This window comes from Pseudomonas sp. McL0111 (assembly GCF_052567255.1).
The window spans coordinates 195521-211372 of record NZ_CP199585.1; the positions used below are offsets into that span (position 1 = coordinate 195521).

Consider the following 15852-nt stretch of genomic DNA (forward strand, 5'->3'; position numbering starts at 1 on the left):
TCTGTTCGGGGTCAACCTTCCAGAACCAGGCCAGGTCATAGGCGACTGCGATCAGGTCGGTGATGGCTCCGACGCCGCACTCATGAAAAAACTCGCAACCGCCCAGCTCAACGCGTTGAGGTCAGCCAGATCCAACTGGTTGACCGACGACGGCGGAATGCCGGCGCACACGGCGATGTATTTGGCGGCGACGTCCATGTCGAGGCTGACCTCTTCGCTCTTGTCGATCTTGTACGGCAGCGCCTTGATCGCTCGCACCTCCTGCACCGTCGGACGGCGCAGGACGAGTTCGGTCAGGGGCTCGCCGTGAGCTTCGATCGCAACTTGAAGCTTCACGGCGCCGCTCATTGCCAGGTCCCCTTGATGCCTTCGAATTTCAGTTCGATGGTGGCGTCATCGCCCTTGGAGACTGGCTCTTCGACCAGGTAAGCGCCGGCCAGCACGTAGACTTTGCCGTTGCTGAATTCGCAGGTGACGGTGATGTCGGTGCCGGCAATCAGTTGTTTCAGCGGGAAGTCGGCAGTGTGCAGCGCAGTCACTTTGAACGACGGCGCAATGTCGGTTTCCTTGTAGAAACCCGGCACGACGGTTTCGCGTTTTACCGCCATCAGCGGGGCTTCGCAGCCGCCATTGATAGTCAGTTGTGCGCCGTCGACTTTGACGTAGCAGGTGCCTGCAATCAGTTGACCCATGGTGTTACTCCCTTCAATAAAAAAGCCCACGCGAGGTGGGCTGAATGCTGGACATCAAACGCGCTTATCAAGCCGCGTCGTCGTACTGCAGACGGAATTGGTTGAGCAGTGCGAACACGCGCAGACCGTTGATGTAATCCGGCGGGAACAGCACGTTCACGCGGCTCGGGTCCTGCACGTCGCGTTCGACGATCAGGTGCTCGGCGAACAGTTCGGCGTTCTCGACGTGGCCTTCCAGTTCGAGCTTGGCGTACTGCGCGATCAACTCACCGCGAATGGTGCTCGGGGTGACGATCGGCTGACCGGCGCCGAAACGGGTACCGTTGGAGGCCAGTTTGTGCCGGCCGTACTTGCTGGTGATCACGCTTTGCAGACGACGCACGATGAACGCCGACTGGTGCATGGTTTCGCTGTCCAGGTACGAATTGTCGGCCTGACCGAACGCGTTTTTCTGGTAGGTGGTGATCGAACGCTGGATGCGCACGTAGCCGCCTTCGTAGTACGCGGTGGCAATGCCGTAGTTGAGCAGCGACTGACGCTCGGTCAGGGTGAAGCGCTCGCTGGCTGGCGCCGGATCAACACCCGGCAGGCTGCCGCTCTGGGTCGGACGGCTGGCGTCGGCGGAGATGAACACCGAGGTGCGTGCAGCCAGTGCGGCAGCTTGTACCCATACCGGTTGTGGAACACCCGGCTCCAGCGCCTGAATGGTCATGTGCTGGTCATTACGAGCCTGACCGGCTGCAACCAGAGTGCCGACAGTGCCGCGTTTGGCGCTGTAGACGTGACCGAACAACTGCTTGGCCCACGACCAGCGACCGGTGCTGTCATCCATCACCGCTTGCCAGGTATTGAGGGTCGCCAGATCCGACCATGGCAGGGTGATGAATTCGAACGGTTCATCACCAAGTGCCGCCACTGCTGCAACCTGATCCGGGACACCGACGCCACCGATCATCGCCGTGATCGCAGTAACCAGACCGGCCGGGGTTTCTTCGCCGTTGCTCTTGCCCAGGCGATTGAATTGCAGACTGATGTCATTACCGCTGTCGCCGGTCCATTTGGCGTTCACGGTGACTACCCCTTCGACAGCCGAAGCACTGACTGGCAGATCGGCGGAGGCATTGATTTTCTGCACCAGTGCGGTAGCCGCCTGAGTAGCGGTAGCACCATTGACTACGGTGGCTTGTACACGCACACCACCGATATACAGGTTGAGCACGCCTGCCTGGGTGGCGGTGCCGGTCAGGGTCAGCACGCCTTTGGCGATGGCGCCTTCAGCGTTGTGCAGCGGCAGGCACCAGATCTCGCCGATCGGGTCAGCCTTGCGGAAGGTTTCGTACATCGAGGCGAGCATCGAGCCTTGACCACCGATGCTTTTCGCCAGCGCAACGCTGGAGACCAGCACCAGTTTGCCGACTTCGCTCGGGGCGATATTGTCGTTGACCTGAGCGACGATCAAACGGCGCATGGCCGAGGTCGCGCTATTGGCGGCCGAGTTGTCCATCTCTGCATAGAACAGCGGTACACGAATGTCCGCGGGGATGTTGCTGAATCCGATCGCCATTATTTGGCTCCCTGTGCTTTAGCTTTTGCGGTTTTGAGGGTGATATCGCCGTCGGCCAGTCGTCGGCGCCACCAGGCGCTGTCCAGCACTTCACGGCCGTCGAGGGGCAACAGATCGCCCGCCTCCGGGTCAGGCACGGCACGGCCAGCGGCCGGCAGCACGGTGATGCGTTTGCTCATGGGGTTACGTCTCCAGAGAAAGTCAGTTCCACGCGCCCGTCAGGGCCCGGGTATTTCAGGTTGGGGTCGGCCGGGTCGATCGCATCGACCCGCACGGTGACCCCGGTAAAGGACGACAAACCGTCCAGTTCACGTTCGTGCCAGCTCTCCGCAGGCTGACTTGGCAGATTGCGGCCGAGCTGGAACTCGGCAAAAAAGCGCAACCGGTAAAACACTCGGCTGCTGTTGATCGACAGCAGTTCGCCGCCGTCATAAACGATGGCGCTGTAGTCGGGATCGGGTTTGAAACCCACCAGTGCGCGCCACAGTTCGGCGCGCAGCTCGTGCAACAGATCCAGCGCTTTTGTAGCGTCGGTGGCGTCAAGCACCAGAACGATTTCGAAACGATCGCGGATCGGTTGGGCGGTTACGTTTTGTGCGGTGCTGTTGCTGGCGAGATCCGCCAGCGGGGTAACGTGGGCCGAGGGTGTCGGCAGATCAGGATTGCCTTGCAGCAACGCCAGATCGACACCCACCGAAATGTGATTGGCAAGACCAGGGCATTGCGCACGCAACTGCGTGAGGATCGGGGTGATCTTCATGTTGGTGTTCCAGAGTTCAGAAGAACGGGATCTGCAAGAACACTGCAAAACCCTGTGGGAGCGGGCTTGCCCGCGATGGCGGTGTATCAGCCGACATCTCTGTCGAATGTGCTGGCCTCTTCGCGGGCAAGCCCGCTCCCACAGGGACCTATGTCGCTGTGGGGTAGAGGTGAATCAGTCTTTGGCTTCGGCCTTGGGGTCGAGGCAGGCGGCGTCAATCACGCAGCGATAGCTGTTTTCGCGGTTGCCGCTGGCGGTGACCTTTTCGATCGACCAGCGCCCGCGCATGAAGTCCGGCCACGTGTCATCGAGCAGCACCAGACCTTCAGCCGCCAACTGTGGATCGCCCGATCAGGATTGCCTTGCAGCAACGCCAGATCGACACCCACCGAAATGTGATTGGCAAGACCAGGGCATTGCGCACGCAACTGCGTGAGGATCGGGGTGATCTTCATGTTGGTGTTCCAGAGTTCAGAAGAACGGAATCTGCAAGAACACTGCAAAACCCTGTGGGAGCGGGCTTGCCCGCGATGGCGGTGTATCAGCCGACATCTCTGTCGAATGTGCTGGCCTCTTCGCGGGCAAGCCCGCTCCCACAGGGACCTATGTCGCTGTGGGGTAGAGGTGAATCAGTCTTTGGCTTCGGCCTTGGGGTCGAGGCAGGCGGCGTCAATCACGCAGCGATAGCTGTTTTCGCGGTTGCCGCTGGCGGTGACCTTTTCGATCGACCAGCGCCCGCGCATGAAGTCCGGCCACGTGTCATCGAGCAGCACCAGACCTTCAGCCGCCAACTGTGGATCGCCCGATCAGGATTGCCTTGCAGCAACGCCAGATCGACACCCACCGAAATGTGATTGGCAAGACCAGGGCATTGCGCACGCAACTGCGTGAGGATCGGGGTGATCTTCATGTTGGTGTTCCAGAGTTCAGAAGAACGGGATCTGCACGAACACTGCAAAACCCTGTGGGAGCGGGCTTGCCCGCGATGGCGGTGTATCAGCCGACATCTCTGTCGAATGTGCTGGCCTCTTCGCGGGCAAGCCCGCTCCCACAGGGACCTATGTCGCTGTGAGGTAGAGGTGAGTCAGTCTTTGGCTTCGGCTTTCGGATCGAGGCAGGCGGCGTCGATCACGCAGCGATAGCTGTTTTCCCGGTTGCCGCTGGCGGTGACCTTTTCGATCGACCAGCGCCCGCGCATGAAGTCCGGCCACGTGTCATCGAGCAGCACCAGACCTTCAGCCGCCAACTGTGGATCGCCCGGACAGGTGATTTTCACTTTGTATTTTTGCCGCAGCATCTTGCGCACTTCGCCTTCGCCCACAGCGATGGCATCCGCTTCGCTGGGCTGCGGCTGACGCACGGTCTTGAACGGCGCCATGCCGGTTTTGACTTCGCGTTGCACACAGGCCGCACCGTCCCAGTAACAGGTTGTGCATCCTTGAGTCTGCGCACGCGCGGACTCCTCCAGCGTGGCGCTGACAAAGGCGTGATCACCGGGGCGATTGTTGCTGGTTACCGACAGGATCACGTTCGCCAGCACTTTGCCCGACAACGATTTGGTCTGACCGGGCCGCGCCAGCACGTACACGTCGTCGTAAGGCTTGGCGACGACGTTGTACTTCTTCGCCAGGCGACTCACGAAGCCCATGTCGGTTTCGTTGGACTGATCGATGTGTTCGATCCTGATCAACGACACGTCGGGAGCGACTCGTGGTGAAAAACCGTGCCGCGACACCAGCTCACGAAACAGCGCCCCCAGTGTGGTCGGGCCATGACTGGCGGTGCGGCGCTGCTTGAAGCCGGTCTCATCATCCTTGCTGAACGGCGCCGACGTGGCCACCAGGGTCAGGCGAAATGGAAACAGCGACGGCGTCAGGCGAGTCACTTTGAATTGGCCCTTGTCGACCAGGCCCGTCTCCCGATAACCGACCTTCAGGCCGATTTTGCCACCCAGGCTCGGTAGTCCATCGAGGCCTTCAAGGTCTACCGTCAGGGTCAACTGGTCGGACTCGATACCGGCGGCATCGATGTGTTCCCAGCTGATCAGGCGTTGGTTGAGCAGATCCTTGTTTGCGCCATAAATCTCTACGACCGGCGTGAATCCCAGTGCCATGCAACCTCCTTAATCCCAGGCCGTGACCGGTTTGATCGCGGCGGGTTTCGAGTCGAGTTCGGGCAATGTCACCCAGACGCCTGCGGGCAGGATCGCGCCGTGTTCGGCCAACGTCGGATTGAGTTTCCACAGTGCTTCTTCGGCGGCGTCATCGCTGCGACCGGTTTCGCGGTAGAGCAGCAGATTCACCGAGTCACCGGCCACGCTTCGAACCTTACGCATTGTTGAACTCCGCTAATTCGATGACCCAATCCACCACCATCGCCGTACCGTCATCGATGATCTGGGTCTGGGTTTCGGAGACGCTGTTGATCCGCCACAAACCCCAGTTGCGACCGATGCCATCGATCAACGGCAGCGGTATGCGCAAGGCCTGCAAGGCTCGCAGTTCGTCGAGCCGATCCATGGCGACGGCGTACATCGACTTGCCGGTGATGGTCAGCGTCTCCGGTTTCTGTCCGGTCTGGCTGGATTTGGGTTTGCTGGTGAGGATCTGTATTTCGCTCCAGCCACCGTCGGACTTTCGCGCCAACGTGCTATAGGCGAAATTGCGCGAAAGACCAAAGATGAAACTGCCCAGTGCCATTTGTTGTTTCATTGAGCGGCTCCATCAGTCAGGGCTGCGTCGCGGCGAGTGGCGAGGCCGTTAGTGCTTATCAGCGGAACGAATTGAGAAGTGAAATGCGCTTCCATGGCCTGCGCGACCATGGCGGTGACTTTTTCAGCGCTGGTCAGATCACCGCCGTTGAAGTTCAAAATGGGGGCGTAGGTGATCGGTGGGCTTGGCGTCTGAGCGCTGCTCAGGTCTTTGGCCACTTGGGCCGGAGGGGCCAGTTTGTCCTCTGGAGGGGTCGCCAGTTGCTCTCCCAGATAAGAACCGAGCATTCCACCCAAGGTCCCGCCAATGAACGTTCCGATGCCGGGAGCAATAAACGTTCCGATTGTGGCGCCAATAGCGGTACCGGCCAGTTCACCGGCGGCACCCTTGACAGCTTTGTCATCGCCCTCGCGCCAGCCTTTCAATCCTGTATAGGCGGCGTGGGCAAGGGCCAGTGGCGCACCGATCTTGATGGCGGGCAACGCCTTGGCAACTGTAGGCATGAGTTTGGCGCTGGCACTTTCAACCAATGGCATGACTTTCGCTGTAGCACCTTTGAGCCACTCCGGCCGGAGGTTTTTGGCAGCATCGCCAACCATCTTCAATCGTGTTATCGCATCGTCAAACATCGGTGCGATCCTGGCCGTCACGCCGCTCAAACGGCTGCTCCTGCCAGGAACTGAAACCGAGGCACGTGACCGTGTGCTGGAAGGTGCGCGTCGACCGGACCCGCGACCTGGTCGTTTACGTTTCCGACCACCACTACTGTCGTCATCGCCGGTTATGAGATCGGCAATGTCCGGCGGCATTCGAGTAGTCGCCAGACGCAGCAGCTTTGTGGCAACCACGTCGAGCACCGAGGCCACACCAGACTTCAATACACCGCCCACAAATGGAAGAGCAGCAGCCCCGAGCAGAACAAGTCCGGCAGTCACAGCGGGAAATGCTTCGGCTGCTGTGCTCAAGCCATTGACCAGTGCAGTGAGTGTCACGGCGGCACCATCGGCCAAAGGAGACAATGCAGTGCCAAACGCTGTGGACAATCGGTTCAGACTCGCATCAAGCGCATTCCATCGCCCCTGCGAAGTATTGCCGTATGCCTCGGCGGATTTCGCCGCTGCACCGCCATCTGCGCCAAGTTCCGATGTGGCGTAGTTGCGTTTGTCGGCGACCTGCGAGAACGCGTTTTTTACATCCTCCGGTTTTTTCAGCAGCTCAAGAACTCTTGCGTCGTTTTCGCCAAAGAGTGTCTTCGTCAGTGCTGACCGTTCCTGCACTGGTCGCTTATTGAGCGCCGCAAGAACCGAGTTGATGGCAGCAGGAGCATCCTTGCGCATCTCGCCAGCCAACGATTCTGGATCAATCCCCAGTTGGGCCAAGGCTGTACGTTGCTCGGTCGAAGCCGAACCGCCCTTGGCCAGCACCGAGGTAATTCCCTTCAGCGCGGCGCCGGCACCCTCCTTGTCTGCGCCGCTGCTTAACAGCGCCGCCGCGAACGCAGCCACTTGCTCCGGAGTCAGCCCCGCTGCGATGGCACTCTCGCCAGAGCGTTGTACTACCGAACCGATATCGGCAGCCTTGGCGTCCAGACCACTGTTGCCAAGATAGCTCGTTGCATCGGCCAGATCCTGGCTTTGATATTGATCCAGCTTCAGCGACGAACGCCAGGCTGCCAACATCTCGCCAGCCGACTTGACGTCCATTCTGAAGGCCGACGCATTGATCGCGGCATCACGGGAGAACCAATTTAGTTCGTTCGCCCTCTGGTCTCCTTTGGCACCCTCGGCAATGCCGGACCGGGCGCCGACGATTTGCACCTGGATCAAGTCCGCGTTGGTCGCACCGCTGCCCGCCACCAGCTTCTCGCTGGCGAGTTCCGATGTGTTCTGCGAATGTGTTTGAAGTTGATCATTGCTCAGCTTGAGCAACTGATTGAGTTCGACCAACGCTGTCTCGTTAGCCATGCCCGACTGCATGATTTTCGGTGGCGGACGCTGCTCGATTTCAGCCTTGAGCTTTGACTTCGGCTCGCTCGCGGCAGGTGCTGCGGCACTGGATTTGAACAGCGACTGCTGGGTGACCAGCAGCTCTCGAAGCTTGATCTGTTCCTGTGTCAGCAGGCGAATATCCGAACTTGCCAATGCCAGTGTCAGGTTCAAATCCTGCAGTGGTTTGCCGAGGTCTTCCGGTACCGCCAAACCGCCTGCTGTGTTGCTGCTCTCACCGGCGTAAGTGAGCGCATATTTGTTCTCTGCCATGCCGCTCTACTCCTGTTTCACGCCAAGGCGAGTGATCGCTATGTCGTAGCGGCGCAACGCCTTTTCGGCGTCCCACTCCAGAATTTCCGCCTCACTTACCGGGTAAATGAGCGGCACGATATCGAGGATTACTTCGATGTCGCGCTCTGAAAGAAGGCCGCCGGCTGGTTTAAAAAATCGTCTATGCGCACCTGTAGCTGAGTCCAGTCCGGGACGCTCAACAGGGCCAGATCGGGGATCATCAGGCCGGCGCAATGTGCGGTGATGAACTCGGCACGTTCCTTGGCCGTTTTCAGTTTCTTCATCACTTTGGTGGCGCGCAGCACCGGCATTTCCAGGCTCAGCGAGGTCACGGTGCGGCCGGTGACGGCGAGCGGGTGCAGCAGTTGCACTTGATCGGGATCGGCGGATTTTTCCGCGTCTTCGACCTGGTCGAGAAAGTACGACGCCGGACGGGTCGACATTTCGTGCACGTACTGGGCGATGGTCACGTAGTCCGGGCGTTTGAGCTGATCGAGTTCCTTGACCGAGAGCCCGGTGGCCAGCAGCGCGAGTTCGAAGAACTGATCGTCTTCGTCATCGCCGGCAAGTTCCAGTGCTTCTTTTTGTGCGGCGTAGAACAGTGGCTTGAGCTGGATCGATTCGATCTGCGAGCCGTCGTCACCGGTGATCGGCGACAACAAGTCATGCTTTGGAGGCATCCACGACATGAAGGGAATTCCTTGGTGATTCTTGAGGGGTGTTGCACAAAAGCGACCAGACAGCCCACTGTGGGAGCTAGCCTGCTAGCGATAGCGTCAGGCCAGTCAACATGGATGTTGAAGGTGATAGCCTCATCGCCAGCAGGCTGGCTCCCACACGGGCGGGGGTCTGGCAGGTATCGGGTTACGGCATCAGCACCGCACGACGCGCATCACCGAGGATGTCGACGCCGTTGAGCACAAACTTCTGGGTGCGCACGTCGATGTCGATCACCGGCACGCCGTTTTCCAGGCGGTTGTAGGTGCGGCAGGACAGCTCCAGATTGGTCTTGGGTTTTTCGCCCATCTTCACCGCAGTTTCTTCAAGAGATTTCAGCTTGCCGCCGACGGTGTGGTAGGTGAACCAGGTATTGCCATCCTGATCCTGACCGGCTTCACGCACGTTCAGCAGGATGTCGTCGCCCAGCTTCACGCCCAGCGCGAGCATGACTTCTGTACCCATGCCTTGCAGGGTCAACTTGGCGTTGAGCGCTTTGCCGCCCTTGACCATTTCTTCAACAATGAAGCGGCCGCCGCGCATCTCTTCCACGTCGAATTCAATCTTCGGCGGAGTAAATTCTTCAACGGTCGCCGACAACGGCAGGCCTTGCAGGGTGGCCGCGATGGCCTGGCGATTACGGTTGGTAAACATTAGAGAACGTCCTCCAGGAACTGCTCGATGATTTCATCGCGGGCGTTGAGTTGATAAATCATGTGTTCGTTCGGCGCGTAGCGGCCGTAGTCGATGACCACGTACCAGGTGCCGTTCTTGTACTTCTCGACACTGTTCAGTTCCGGGTGCAGGTACACGCTGCCGCCAGGAATGGTTTCGTCGGCGACCAGGGTTTGCAGCCAGTCGTTGATGCGCTTGACCTCTTGGTCCATGAAGGACTTGGTGAGGTTTTTCGCCATGGCTTTCTGGCCGGCCTTGACCAGCTTGCGGCTGATCGCATCTTCGAGGCCGACGTAGCTGATGAACTTGCCGGTGATCGAGCGGTTACCCAGCAGCGAGAAGCCGCCGAGCACGGTGCGAGCGTAGTAGCTGACGCCGTAGCGGTTGAGCAGATCGCCTTCGGTGGAGGTGTCGAGAATGTTGTATTCGACCACTCGCGACACGTCTTCGGCGTAGGTCACCTGGTTGCCCGGGCTCTCCCACTGTTTGACCTTGGCCAGCGCGGCAATCGCCAGGCTGGATGGCGACAGGAAGACGTTTTTCTTCGCGGCTTTCGAGTACACGGCAGGCATGTTGTGCACCACCAGGCAACGGTCGAAACCGAGGTCGGCGCCGCCCAGTTCCTGGCTGTACAACACTTGATCGGCAACCGAAGCGTCCTTGCCGTCCAGCACCACACGGGCCTTGATGCGCTTGCCGAACGAGGCGAACTCGCTGGCCACCGCTTTGGTGCCGGTGAAGCCCGGCGCACCGATGATGGTCAGGTCTTCCGGGACACTGCCCAGCGCGGCCAGACCGAGCTTGCGGCCGGTCAGCGGATCAACGCCGCCGATCACCGCGTTAACCGTGTCGGCCGGGGTTGTGCCCGCTTCAACGATCACCACATACACCGGCACCTTGACCACTTTGAGGATCTGGTAAACGGCGTGATACAGCGTACCTTCCTCGGCGCCGGTCGGATCGAGCAGCGCGTGAGTGGTGAAGCTGTTGATGCGGAACGGTGCGTTACGCGGAATCAGCGGATCAGCCTTCGGCGCGGTGCCGACCAGACCGATGACGTTGTCACCCAGGCCACCCATGGCCTCGGGGGATTCAGTGGCATTGACGGTAATGCCGTTGTGCTCGAAGTTCAGAACCTCAGCCATGTTTAGTCAGCCTTCTTGGCAGCGGCCTTTTTGGCCTGAGTGGTAGGTGTTTTCAGCTCAAGTCGACCGGCACCGTGCAGAGCACTGGCCTCGACATCGAGCAGGTCAAGGTCTTGACCGATGCTCGACCAGTGCCCACCGCCGGTGGGGAATGGGACGAGCACGGTGTAGGTTTGGCGAGTTGCCATTTTTCGTTTCTCCATAAACGGGAAAGCCCCTCGTGGGGAGGGGCTTGGCGGGTGTTGAGTTTTTCAGGTGGGCAAGAAAACGCCCCGGGGTGCGGGGCGGTTATTGAGGTGCCGGAAGTGGTGTGGCTGGAGGGGAATCCGGCCAGCCTTCGGTCAGCATTTCATCAGTGTAGGTACCGGCCTCGATTGCTTGAAGAAGGGCCAGTTCACGGTCGTAGCAGGCCTGAACGTGAGCGCGGACAGCCTTGGAAATTGCAATTATCTGCGGCGATCCAATTTCGAAAAAGCCCGTGACCATCTTGTAGTTGCAGCGGTATGCAGAATCGAGGACGGCCGACAGTCCAATACTGGTGATCAGCGCCTGACTCTCGCGGCTCGTCTCGATTTGCAGGCCGTCGACAAAGACGCCAATCGCTTCCCGCTTGTAGCGTTCAGCGGCCACCAACTGCGCATAATCCGGCATCACTTCGGCAAACGGCTCCTTGACCACATCGCCATCGACCAGCCGCCACACACCGTCAGATTCTATAACCGTGCGCCGAAATAACTCTGCAGTTATCGCGATGGCCCCATCCGGAATATCAGCATGAAGAGTCGAGTCATAGCGTCCTGCCAAAATGCCAGAGCCGTCAAAAATCGCATATTTAGTCATAACCACTACCATCCCAAACCAATGACCGTTGTAGGGGCAACCGCACCAAGCGCCCCTGAAATACCTAGGTTTTGAAGTGTCGCCCCCCTAATATCACGAGCCACCACCGAAAGACCGACGTAACCCGGCGAGCTATTCATACAGTTAGATGCAATAGCACACGCGGCGAAGGCGGTTGGAAAAGTCAGCGGCCAAGAAAATGATGTTGTTCCGAGCTGTGCTGTTGGCATGACAACGTTGACCCATTGGATAACGAAGCCACCTAGCCACGACGGAAACACGATATAGCCGTTTGCTGCTTTGAGGATCTGAAACCCCCAACGCATTTTCTTCGGAGTCACGATCGTAGTGTCATCCGCGCCGCCATCTGTCATAGCCTGTGTAGCGATCTTGGCAGTTCCGAGGCTGATTTCGCTAGCCTGCGTCGCCAAAGTTGCGAGTGCCGTGATGTCTATGCCTCCCTGATTGACCGGAGCGCTCCAGGCTTTGATGCACCACATGACTGCAAGGTTGCGGGGGCGAGTGCCGACCAGTGTTCCCCGAGTGTACTGGGCCTCATCTGCCTGAAAGAGTGCGGAAGGGGGAACTCCGGTCGATATGCCTGCGCCGACGTACGCTGCCGAACCAACAACATCTCCACCGACAAACGCATGACTGTTTCCCGAGCCGTCTGCATTAACCTTCCACGCGGCACCTACGGATTGAACGCCAAGCCCGTCCTGTCCAACGGCGTCGACTGCCATGAGCGTGGCCTTCTGCCAACTTCCTGGAGAGCGACCCGCATCCACGCCTCGACCATGATCCCAACCGCGTAAAAACTCACCACGCGACTCCGGCAACCGGAAGTTTCCTGCGCCCTCATCGCCCTTGTTGTACGTCGTGCCGAGAAAAGCGGCCAGATCCGGATACGTCGCAATGCTCTGCACACTACCATCCAACTCCAGATAGCCGGGAGCAACGATCCCTGTTGGGAACGCGAGGACAGCGCCAACCGGAACAGCAGATTTTAGCCGTTCAACTTCCTTGGCCAATGCAGCTACGTCGATGTTTCCCTGATTGACCGGCGCGTTCCAGGCTTTGATGCACCACATGACGGAGAGGTTGCGCGGTCGGGTTTCGGTCGAGGTTCTCGCGACCCTGCCGGCATCGAACGTCAATAGACTCGTGGTGCTCGCAATCGTGGAGGTAGCAACCTGCGGGGCGCCGGGTTGAGATCCAAACACCCCGTTTGGGCCAGCATTCACACCATCGGTCGAGACCGTGCCAGTGATGTTTTGAAAAGCATCAAGTTGGTAACTTCCTGCGGCCCGGCCAACATCCACTCCACGCCCATGATCCCAACCACGCAAGAACTCCCCACGCGCCTCAGGCAAGCGGAAGTTCCCAGTACCCTCATCGCCCTTGTTGAACTTGCCGCCCAGATAAGCGCTCAAGTCAGGGTAAGTCGCACTGCTCTTGACGCTGTTATCCAGCTCAAGAAAGCCCGGCGGCGGTGCATCAACCGGAAACGCGACAATCGAGCCCACCGGCAATGCCGACGCCTTGGCGATCAGCGCTTCAACTTCAGCCTTGGTGTACGAATCCTTGATGCCGAACCCGGCCAGCGTCTCGGGATTTGCACCCGCAGTCGCCCGGCCATATTCGTCAACGCTCAAACTCTTGTAAGTACCGGCAGCAATCCCTGTGCGCCCAGCCAACATCTTGAACGTCAGCGCTGTAGTGCCGAGTGCGATCGGCGCGTTGGTGGTCAGATGCCACAGCGAATCGCCGTTGGCCGTGCCCTCTTCCACCATGACCGTCAGGCCTGGGGTTACCTTGGCGCTGCTGTTGGCATCGGTCGCCCGTGCCCAGTCACCGTTGGCGACAATCCACAGGCCGTTGTCCTTGGCCAGGGTCTGGTTCACCAGCAGCACTCGGTCACCAGCGATCACCGCAACGCCGTCGATTTGCTGCGCGCCGTTCAGCACCAGATTGGTGGATGCAGCGACCCGCACTGATTGTTTGCCATCCAGCTTGCCGAGTTCTTCGGCCAGATAACTCATGACCCACGCACGAGTCGCCTTGACCACCGTGTCATCAATCAACAACGTCACCAAGGACGCATTGCTGGTCTCGAAAATCGAGCGAATGTAGAACTCTTTGCCCGAGCCCGAAGTGGCCAAAACCGGCTTGAAGGACTCCGGGTATTTGACGATGGCGTAGAGAATGCCGGTGTCAGTCCACAGCCCCGCTTCACGCACATACCAACCGCCAACATCCGGCGGAATGGTCACTTCGGCGAGCAGCCAGCTCGGATTCTTCTCGTCCTGGAACAGCGCATTGAGCGGCCCGCGCCAGACTTCGCGTTTCAGTGCGGTAGCCGTCGCGGCCGGGTTGTAGACGGAGCCGCCACCATCGCCGACCGAAATCTGCGTCAGTTTGATCGGTACGCCCGCTGCCTTGCAGGCAGTTTCGTAGGCAATCCCTGCGTTGGTGAGCAGGGTGTAATAGTCAGCCATTCAGGCCCCCTGAGGATAAATAGTGGATGTTTCGACGGTGTACAAAGCAGCGGCCATGAACGCCTCGCCTGAGGTTTCGAGCCCTTCGATGAACACCGGATAAACCGTGGTCAGTTCGCCGCAGAAGGTCGCGGCGCCGATGACGTGATTGCCGAAGGCGCTCAAGCCGACCGACACCGAGAGAATGTCCCGCTCGCTTTTGGCATCCGCCAGGCGGCGGTCGAGACGGGCGTCGATTTCTTCGCTGTAGGGTTGTTCGCTGAAGGCCCGCACGGAAAAGCTGTAGGGCACGCCGTGTGGCGTTTGTTCGTACCAGGCGCGAATTTCCGGGCGCAGTTGCAAACCCTTGGCGGCGTTTTCCAGCGCTTTGCGGGTGCCGGCCTGGCGCGCAGTGGGCCAGGCGAGTTCGACGGTGAGACGCTTTTCAGCTTCCGGCGCGGCGGTGCTCCATTCGGCGACACCACGATCCGCCGCGAGATATGGCAGAAACGCGACTGGCGTTTCGCTCGGGTTCATCAGCTCGGGAAACGGTGGCGTGATGCGATCCAGCAGTTTGCCGAAGCCAAGATCCAGCGCCCGTTCAAGCGCCGAGCTGTTGGCCGGTAGCAGTGTCGGGCGTTGCGTTTGCTCACTCATATCGTCAGCACCTCGACTTCGACCGCTGTGCAGTACGGCGCTTGAAATGCGCTGGTGATGATCGGTGCCGTTGGCTCCAGAATCTGCAATTGCACTGCGCCGGCGCTGTGCAGCGTGTAGTCGATCCAGCTCGGATCAACCCGCCCTTCGAGGCGATGGCAACTGTCGGCGTAGGCCTGCAATTGTTGCTGTGCGGCGACTTTGGTCAGGCCCGAATCGGGGCCGGAATTGATCTTCGCCACGACACGGATTTTGTAGCGCTGAACGTCGGCAGCCTTGACGGTGACGAGGTCGGTTTCCGGGCGCACATCCGGACGGGCAAAGTGTTGGCGAACGCCGTCGAGCAATGCTGCGGACGGTATGCCATCGCCCTCTCGCGAAAGCACGGTGACCTGGACTTCGCCCGGCGCGGTGCGGCGACCGTTGCCGTCCTTGACCTGTGCGGCGAGGCCGTCCGGGTCGAAGGTGTAAGTGACGGTCACCACATTGCTGTCAGTGGATTCGACCTTTACCGTGGGCCGTTCGCCAAGGGTGAATACCTCGCGGCGATACTGCATCCGCGAGCCGGCAGCCGGGGCGTGTGGTGCGAGGTAATAACGCAGTCGGGCGTCGTCGTCGCTTTCATAAATCGCTGGCACTGGCGGGAATGCTGCCGGGTCACCCGGATCGAGTATCTGCCGCTCCAGCCCCATGTCTGCCAAACGCGCATCGAGGTTACTGCCGGTCGCCCACCACGCCAGCATCTGCTTGATCCGGGCGTTGTATTTACGTTCGTGGGTTTGCAGCCGCACACAGAACGCTTCGAGCGCGAGGGTCAGCAGTTCGCTTTCGTTTTCCAGGCTGGTCTTGAGTTTCGCCGCACTGTCCGGAGACCGGGCGCCGACGTATTCGACAACGAACGTCTTGAACTCGGCGAGCAGGTCCTCGAAGTCCTCGACGGTGATCAGCGACGGTTCAGCCAGTTGATTCTGGCCGGGGATCAACATGCTCATGTCACTACCTCGAAAGTCTGTTGGCGGTTTTTCCAGGTGCCGGCGAAACGCAGGAGCATTCCGGCGCCCTGACGAGTCGCGACGATCACGTTTGGCTGAAAATCGCCGATGCCGTTTTGTGCGTTGTAGAACGCTTGTGCCGCGTGGCTCTGCGCCAGAAGCAGGACGTCATCGCCGAGGTTCTGGCCGAGCAACGTGGGAATCAGCGAGCCATACAAGGGCCGTTTTTGCCGGCTGCCCAGCGGCGTGGTCAGGGCCCGGGTCGCGCGCTGCACAAACTGCAGCCAATCGTCGACCGTGGCCCCGCTGTCTCTATCGATTCCGATCATGGGAGGCTCTTGAA

At 59.7% G+C, this 15852-nt stretch carries 18 protein-coding genes and 4 pseudogenes; all 22 read right to left on the minus strand.

Annotated elements, in window-relative coordinates; genetic code table 11:
• Positions 1 to 51 precede the first annotated feature (51 nt).
• The 22 genes and pseudogenes from ACTWLJ_RS01005 to ACTWLJ_RS01110 all read right to left on the minus strand — a co-directional run bounded on the left by ACTWLJ_RS01005 (position 52) and on the right by ACTWLJ_RS01110 (position 15838).
• Positions 52 to 348, minus strand: a complete 297-nt coding sequence (locus tag ACTWLJ_RS01005; RefSeq protein WP_003222226.1) for a phage tail assembly protein — start codon at positions 346 to 348, stop codon at positions 52 to 54.
• Positions 345 to 692 carry a phage tail tube protein gene (locus ACTWLJ_RS01010; protein ID WP_401217962.1) on the minus strand — a complete coding sequence of 116 codons (348 nt, stop codon included), beginning with the start codon at positions 690 to 692 and terminating at the stop codon, positions 345 to 347. Before ACTWLJ_RS01010 ends, ACTWLJ_RS01005 begins: the two co-directional genes overlap by 4 nt.
• 67 nt (positions 693 to 759) lie before the next feature.
• Positions 760 to 2256 (minus strand): phage tail sheath subtilisin-like domain-containing protein, encoded by a 1497-nt coding sequence (locus ACTWLJ_RS01015; protein ID WP_445179553.1) that lies wholly within the window; start codon positions 2254 to 2256, stop codon positions 760 to 762.
• Positions 2256 to 2435 (minus strand): DUF2635 domain-containing protein, encoded by a 180-nt coding sequence (locus ACTWLJ_RS01020; protein ID WP_401217956.1) that lies wholly within the window; start codon positions 2433 to 2435, stop codon positions 2256 to 2258. The genes ACTWLJ_RS01015 and ACTWLJ_RS01020 overlap by 1 nt, the downstream gene beginning before the upstream one ends.
• Positions 2432 to 3016, minus strand: a complete 585-nt coding sequence (locus ACTWLJ_RS01025; protein WP_445179554.1) for a phage tail terminator protein — start codon at positions 3014 to 3016, stop codon at positions 2432 to 2434. Before ACTWLJ_RS01025 ends, ACTWLJ_RS01020 begins: the two co-directional genes overlap by 4 nt.
• 174 nt (positions 3017 to 3190) lie before the next feature.
• Positions 3191 to 3364 (minus strand): annotated as a pseudogene (locus ACTWLJ_RS01030) (phage late control D family protein); the annotation flags it as partial.
• A gap of 8 nt (positions 3365 to 3372) precedes the next feature.
• Positions 3373 to 3471, minus strand: a pseudogene (locus tag ACTWLJ_RS01035) (phage tail terminator protein); the annotation flags it as partial.
• Between the two features lie 174 nt (positions 3472 to 3645).
• A pseudogene (locus ACTWLJ_RS01040) lies at positions 3646 to 3819 on the minus strand (phage late control D family protein); the annotation flags it as partial.
• A gap of 8 nt (positions 3820 to 3827) precedes the next feature.
• A pseudogene (locus ACTWLJ_RS01045) lies at positions 3828 to 3926 on the minus strand (phage tail terminator protein); the annotation flags it as partial.
• 174 nt (positions 3927 to 4100) lie between these two features.
• Positions 4101 to 5129: a phage late control D family protein gene (locus ACTWLJ_RS01050; protein WP_445179555.1), complete on the minus strand. Its 1029-nt coding sequence runs from the start codon at positions 5127 to 5129 to the stop codon at positions 4101 to 4103.
• Positions 5130 to 5138: 9 nt separating this feature from the next.
• Positions 5139 to 5351 (minus strand): tail protein X, encoded by a 213-nt coding sequence (locus ACTWLJ_RS01055; protein WP_445179556.1) that lies wholly within the window; start codon positions 5349 to 5351, stop codon positions 5139 to 5141.
• On the minus strand, positions 5344 to 5727 hold the full coding sequence (locus ACTWLJ_RS01060; protein ID WP_445179557.1) for a phage tail protein: 384 nt from the start codon (positions 5725 to 5727) through the stop codon (positions 5344 to 5346). Before ACTWLJ_RS01060 ends, ACTWLJ_RS01055 begins: the two co-directional genes overlap by 8 nt.
• Positions 5724 to 7985: a phage tail tape measure protein gene (locus tag ACTWLJ_RS01065; protein ID WP_445179558.1), complete on the minus strand. Its 2262-nt coding sequence runs from the start codon at positions 7983 to 7985 to the stop codon at positions 5724 to 5726. Before ACTWLJ_RS01065 ends, ACTWLJ_RS01060 begins: the two co-directional genes overlap by 4 nt.
• A gap of 128 nt (positions 7986 to 8113) precedes the next feature.
• Positions 8114 to 8695 (minus strand): phage tail assembly protein, encoded by a 582-nt coding sequence (locus tag ACTWLJ_RS01070; RefSeq protein WP_445179559.1) that lies wholly within the window; start codon positions 8693 to 8695, stop codon positions 8114 to 8116.
• A gap of 175 nt (positions 8696 to 8870) precedes the next feature.
• The gene (locus tag ACTWLJ_RS01075; RefSeq protein WP_134825665.1) at positions 8871 to 9377 is read right to left on the minus strand and encodes a phage major tail tube protein; all 507 of its coding nucleotides are present in this window, start codon (positions 9375 to 9377) and stop codon (positions 8871 to 8873) included.
• Positions 9377 to 10543: a phage tail protein gene (locus ACTWLJ_RS01080; protein ID WP_401217934.1), complete on the minus strand. Its 1167-nt coding sequence runs from the start codon at positions 10541 to 10543 to the stop codon at positions 9377 to 9379. The genes ACTWLJ_RS01075 and ACTWLJ_RS01080 overlap by 1 nt, the downstream gene beginning before the upstream one ends.
• 2 nt (positions 10544 to 10545) lie before the next feature.
• Positions 10546 to 10731 (minus strand): hypothetical protein, encoded by a 186-nt coding sequence (locus ACTWLJ_RS01085; protein WP_401217931.1) that lies wholly within the window; start codon positions 10729 to 10731, stop codon positions 10546 to 10548.
• 100 nt (positions 10732 to 10831) lie between these two features.
• Positions 10832 to 11383, minus strand: coding sequence for a DUF4376 domain-containing protein (locus tag ACTWLJ_RS01090; RefSeq protein ID WP_445179560.1), 552 nt, complete (start codon positions 11381 to 11383; stop codon positions 10832 to 10834).
• 5 nt (positions 11384 to 11388) lie between these two features.
• The gene (locus ACTWLJ_RS01095) at positions 11389 to 13881 is read right to left on the minus strand and encodes a phage tail-collar fiber domain-containing protein (RefSeq protein WP_445179561.1); all 2493 of its coding nucleotides are present in this window, start codon (positions 13879 to 13881) and stop codon (positions 11389 to 11391) included.
• Positions 13882 to 14517: a phage tail protein I gene (locus tag ACTWLJ_RS01100; RefSeq protein WP_445179562.1), complete on the minus strand. Its 636-nt coding sequence runs from the start codon at positions 14515 to 14517 to the stop codon at positions 13882 to 13884.
• Positions 14514 to 15509: a baseplate J/gp47 family protein gene (locus ACTWLJ_RS01105; protein ID WP_445179563.1), complete on the minus strand. Its 996-nt coding sequence runs from the start codon at positions 15507 to 15509 to the stop codon at positions 14514 to 14516. The genes ACTWLJ_RS01100 and ACTWLJ_RS01105 overlap by 4 nt, the downstream gene beginning before the upstream one ends.
• A complete protein-coding gene (locus tag ACTWLJ_RS01110) occupies positions 15506 to 15838 on the minus strand; it encodes a phage baseplate protein (protein WP_445179564.1) in 333 nt (110 codons plus the stop codon). Before ACTWLJ_RS01110 ends, ACTWLJ_RS01105 begins: the two co-directional genes overlap by 4 nt.
• Positions 15839 to 15852 lie beyond the last annotated feature (14 nt).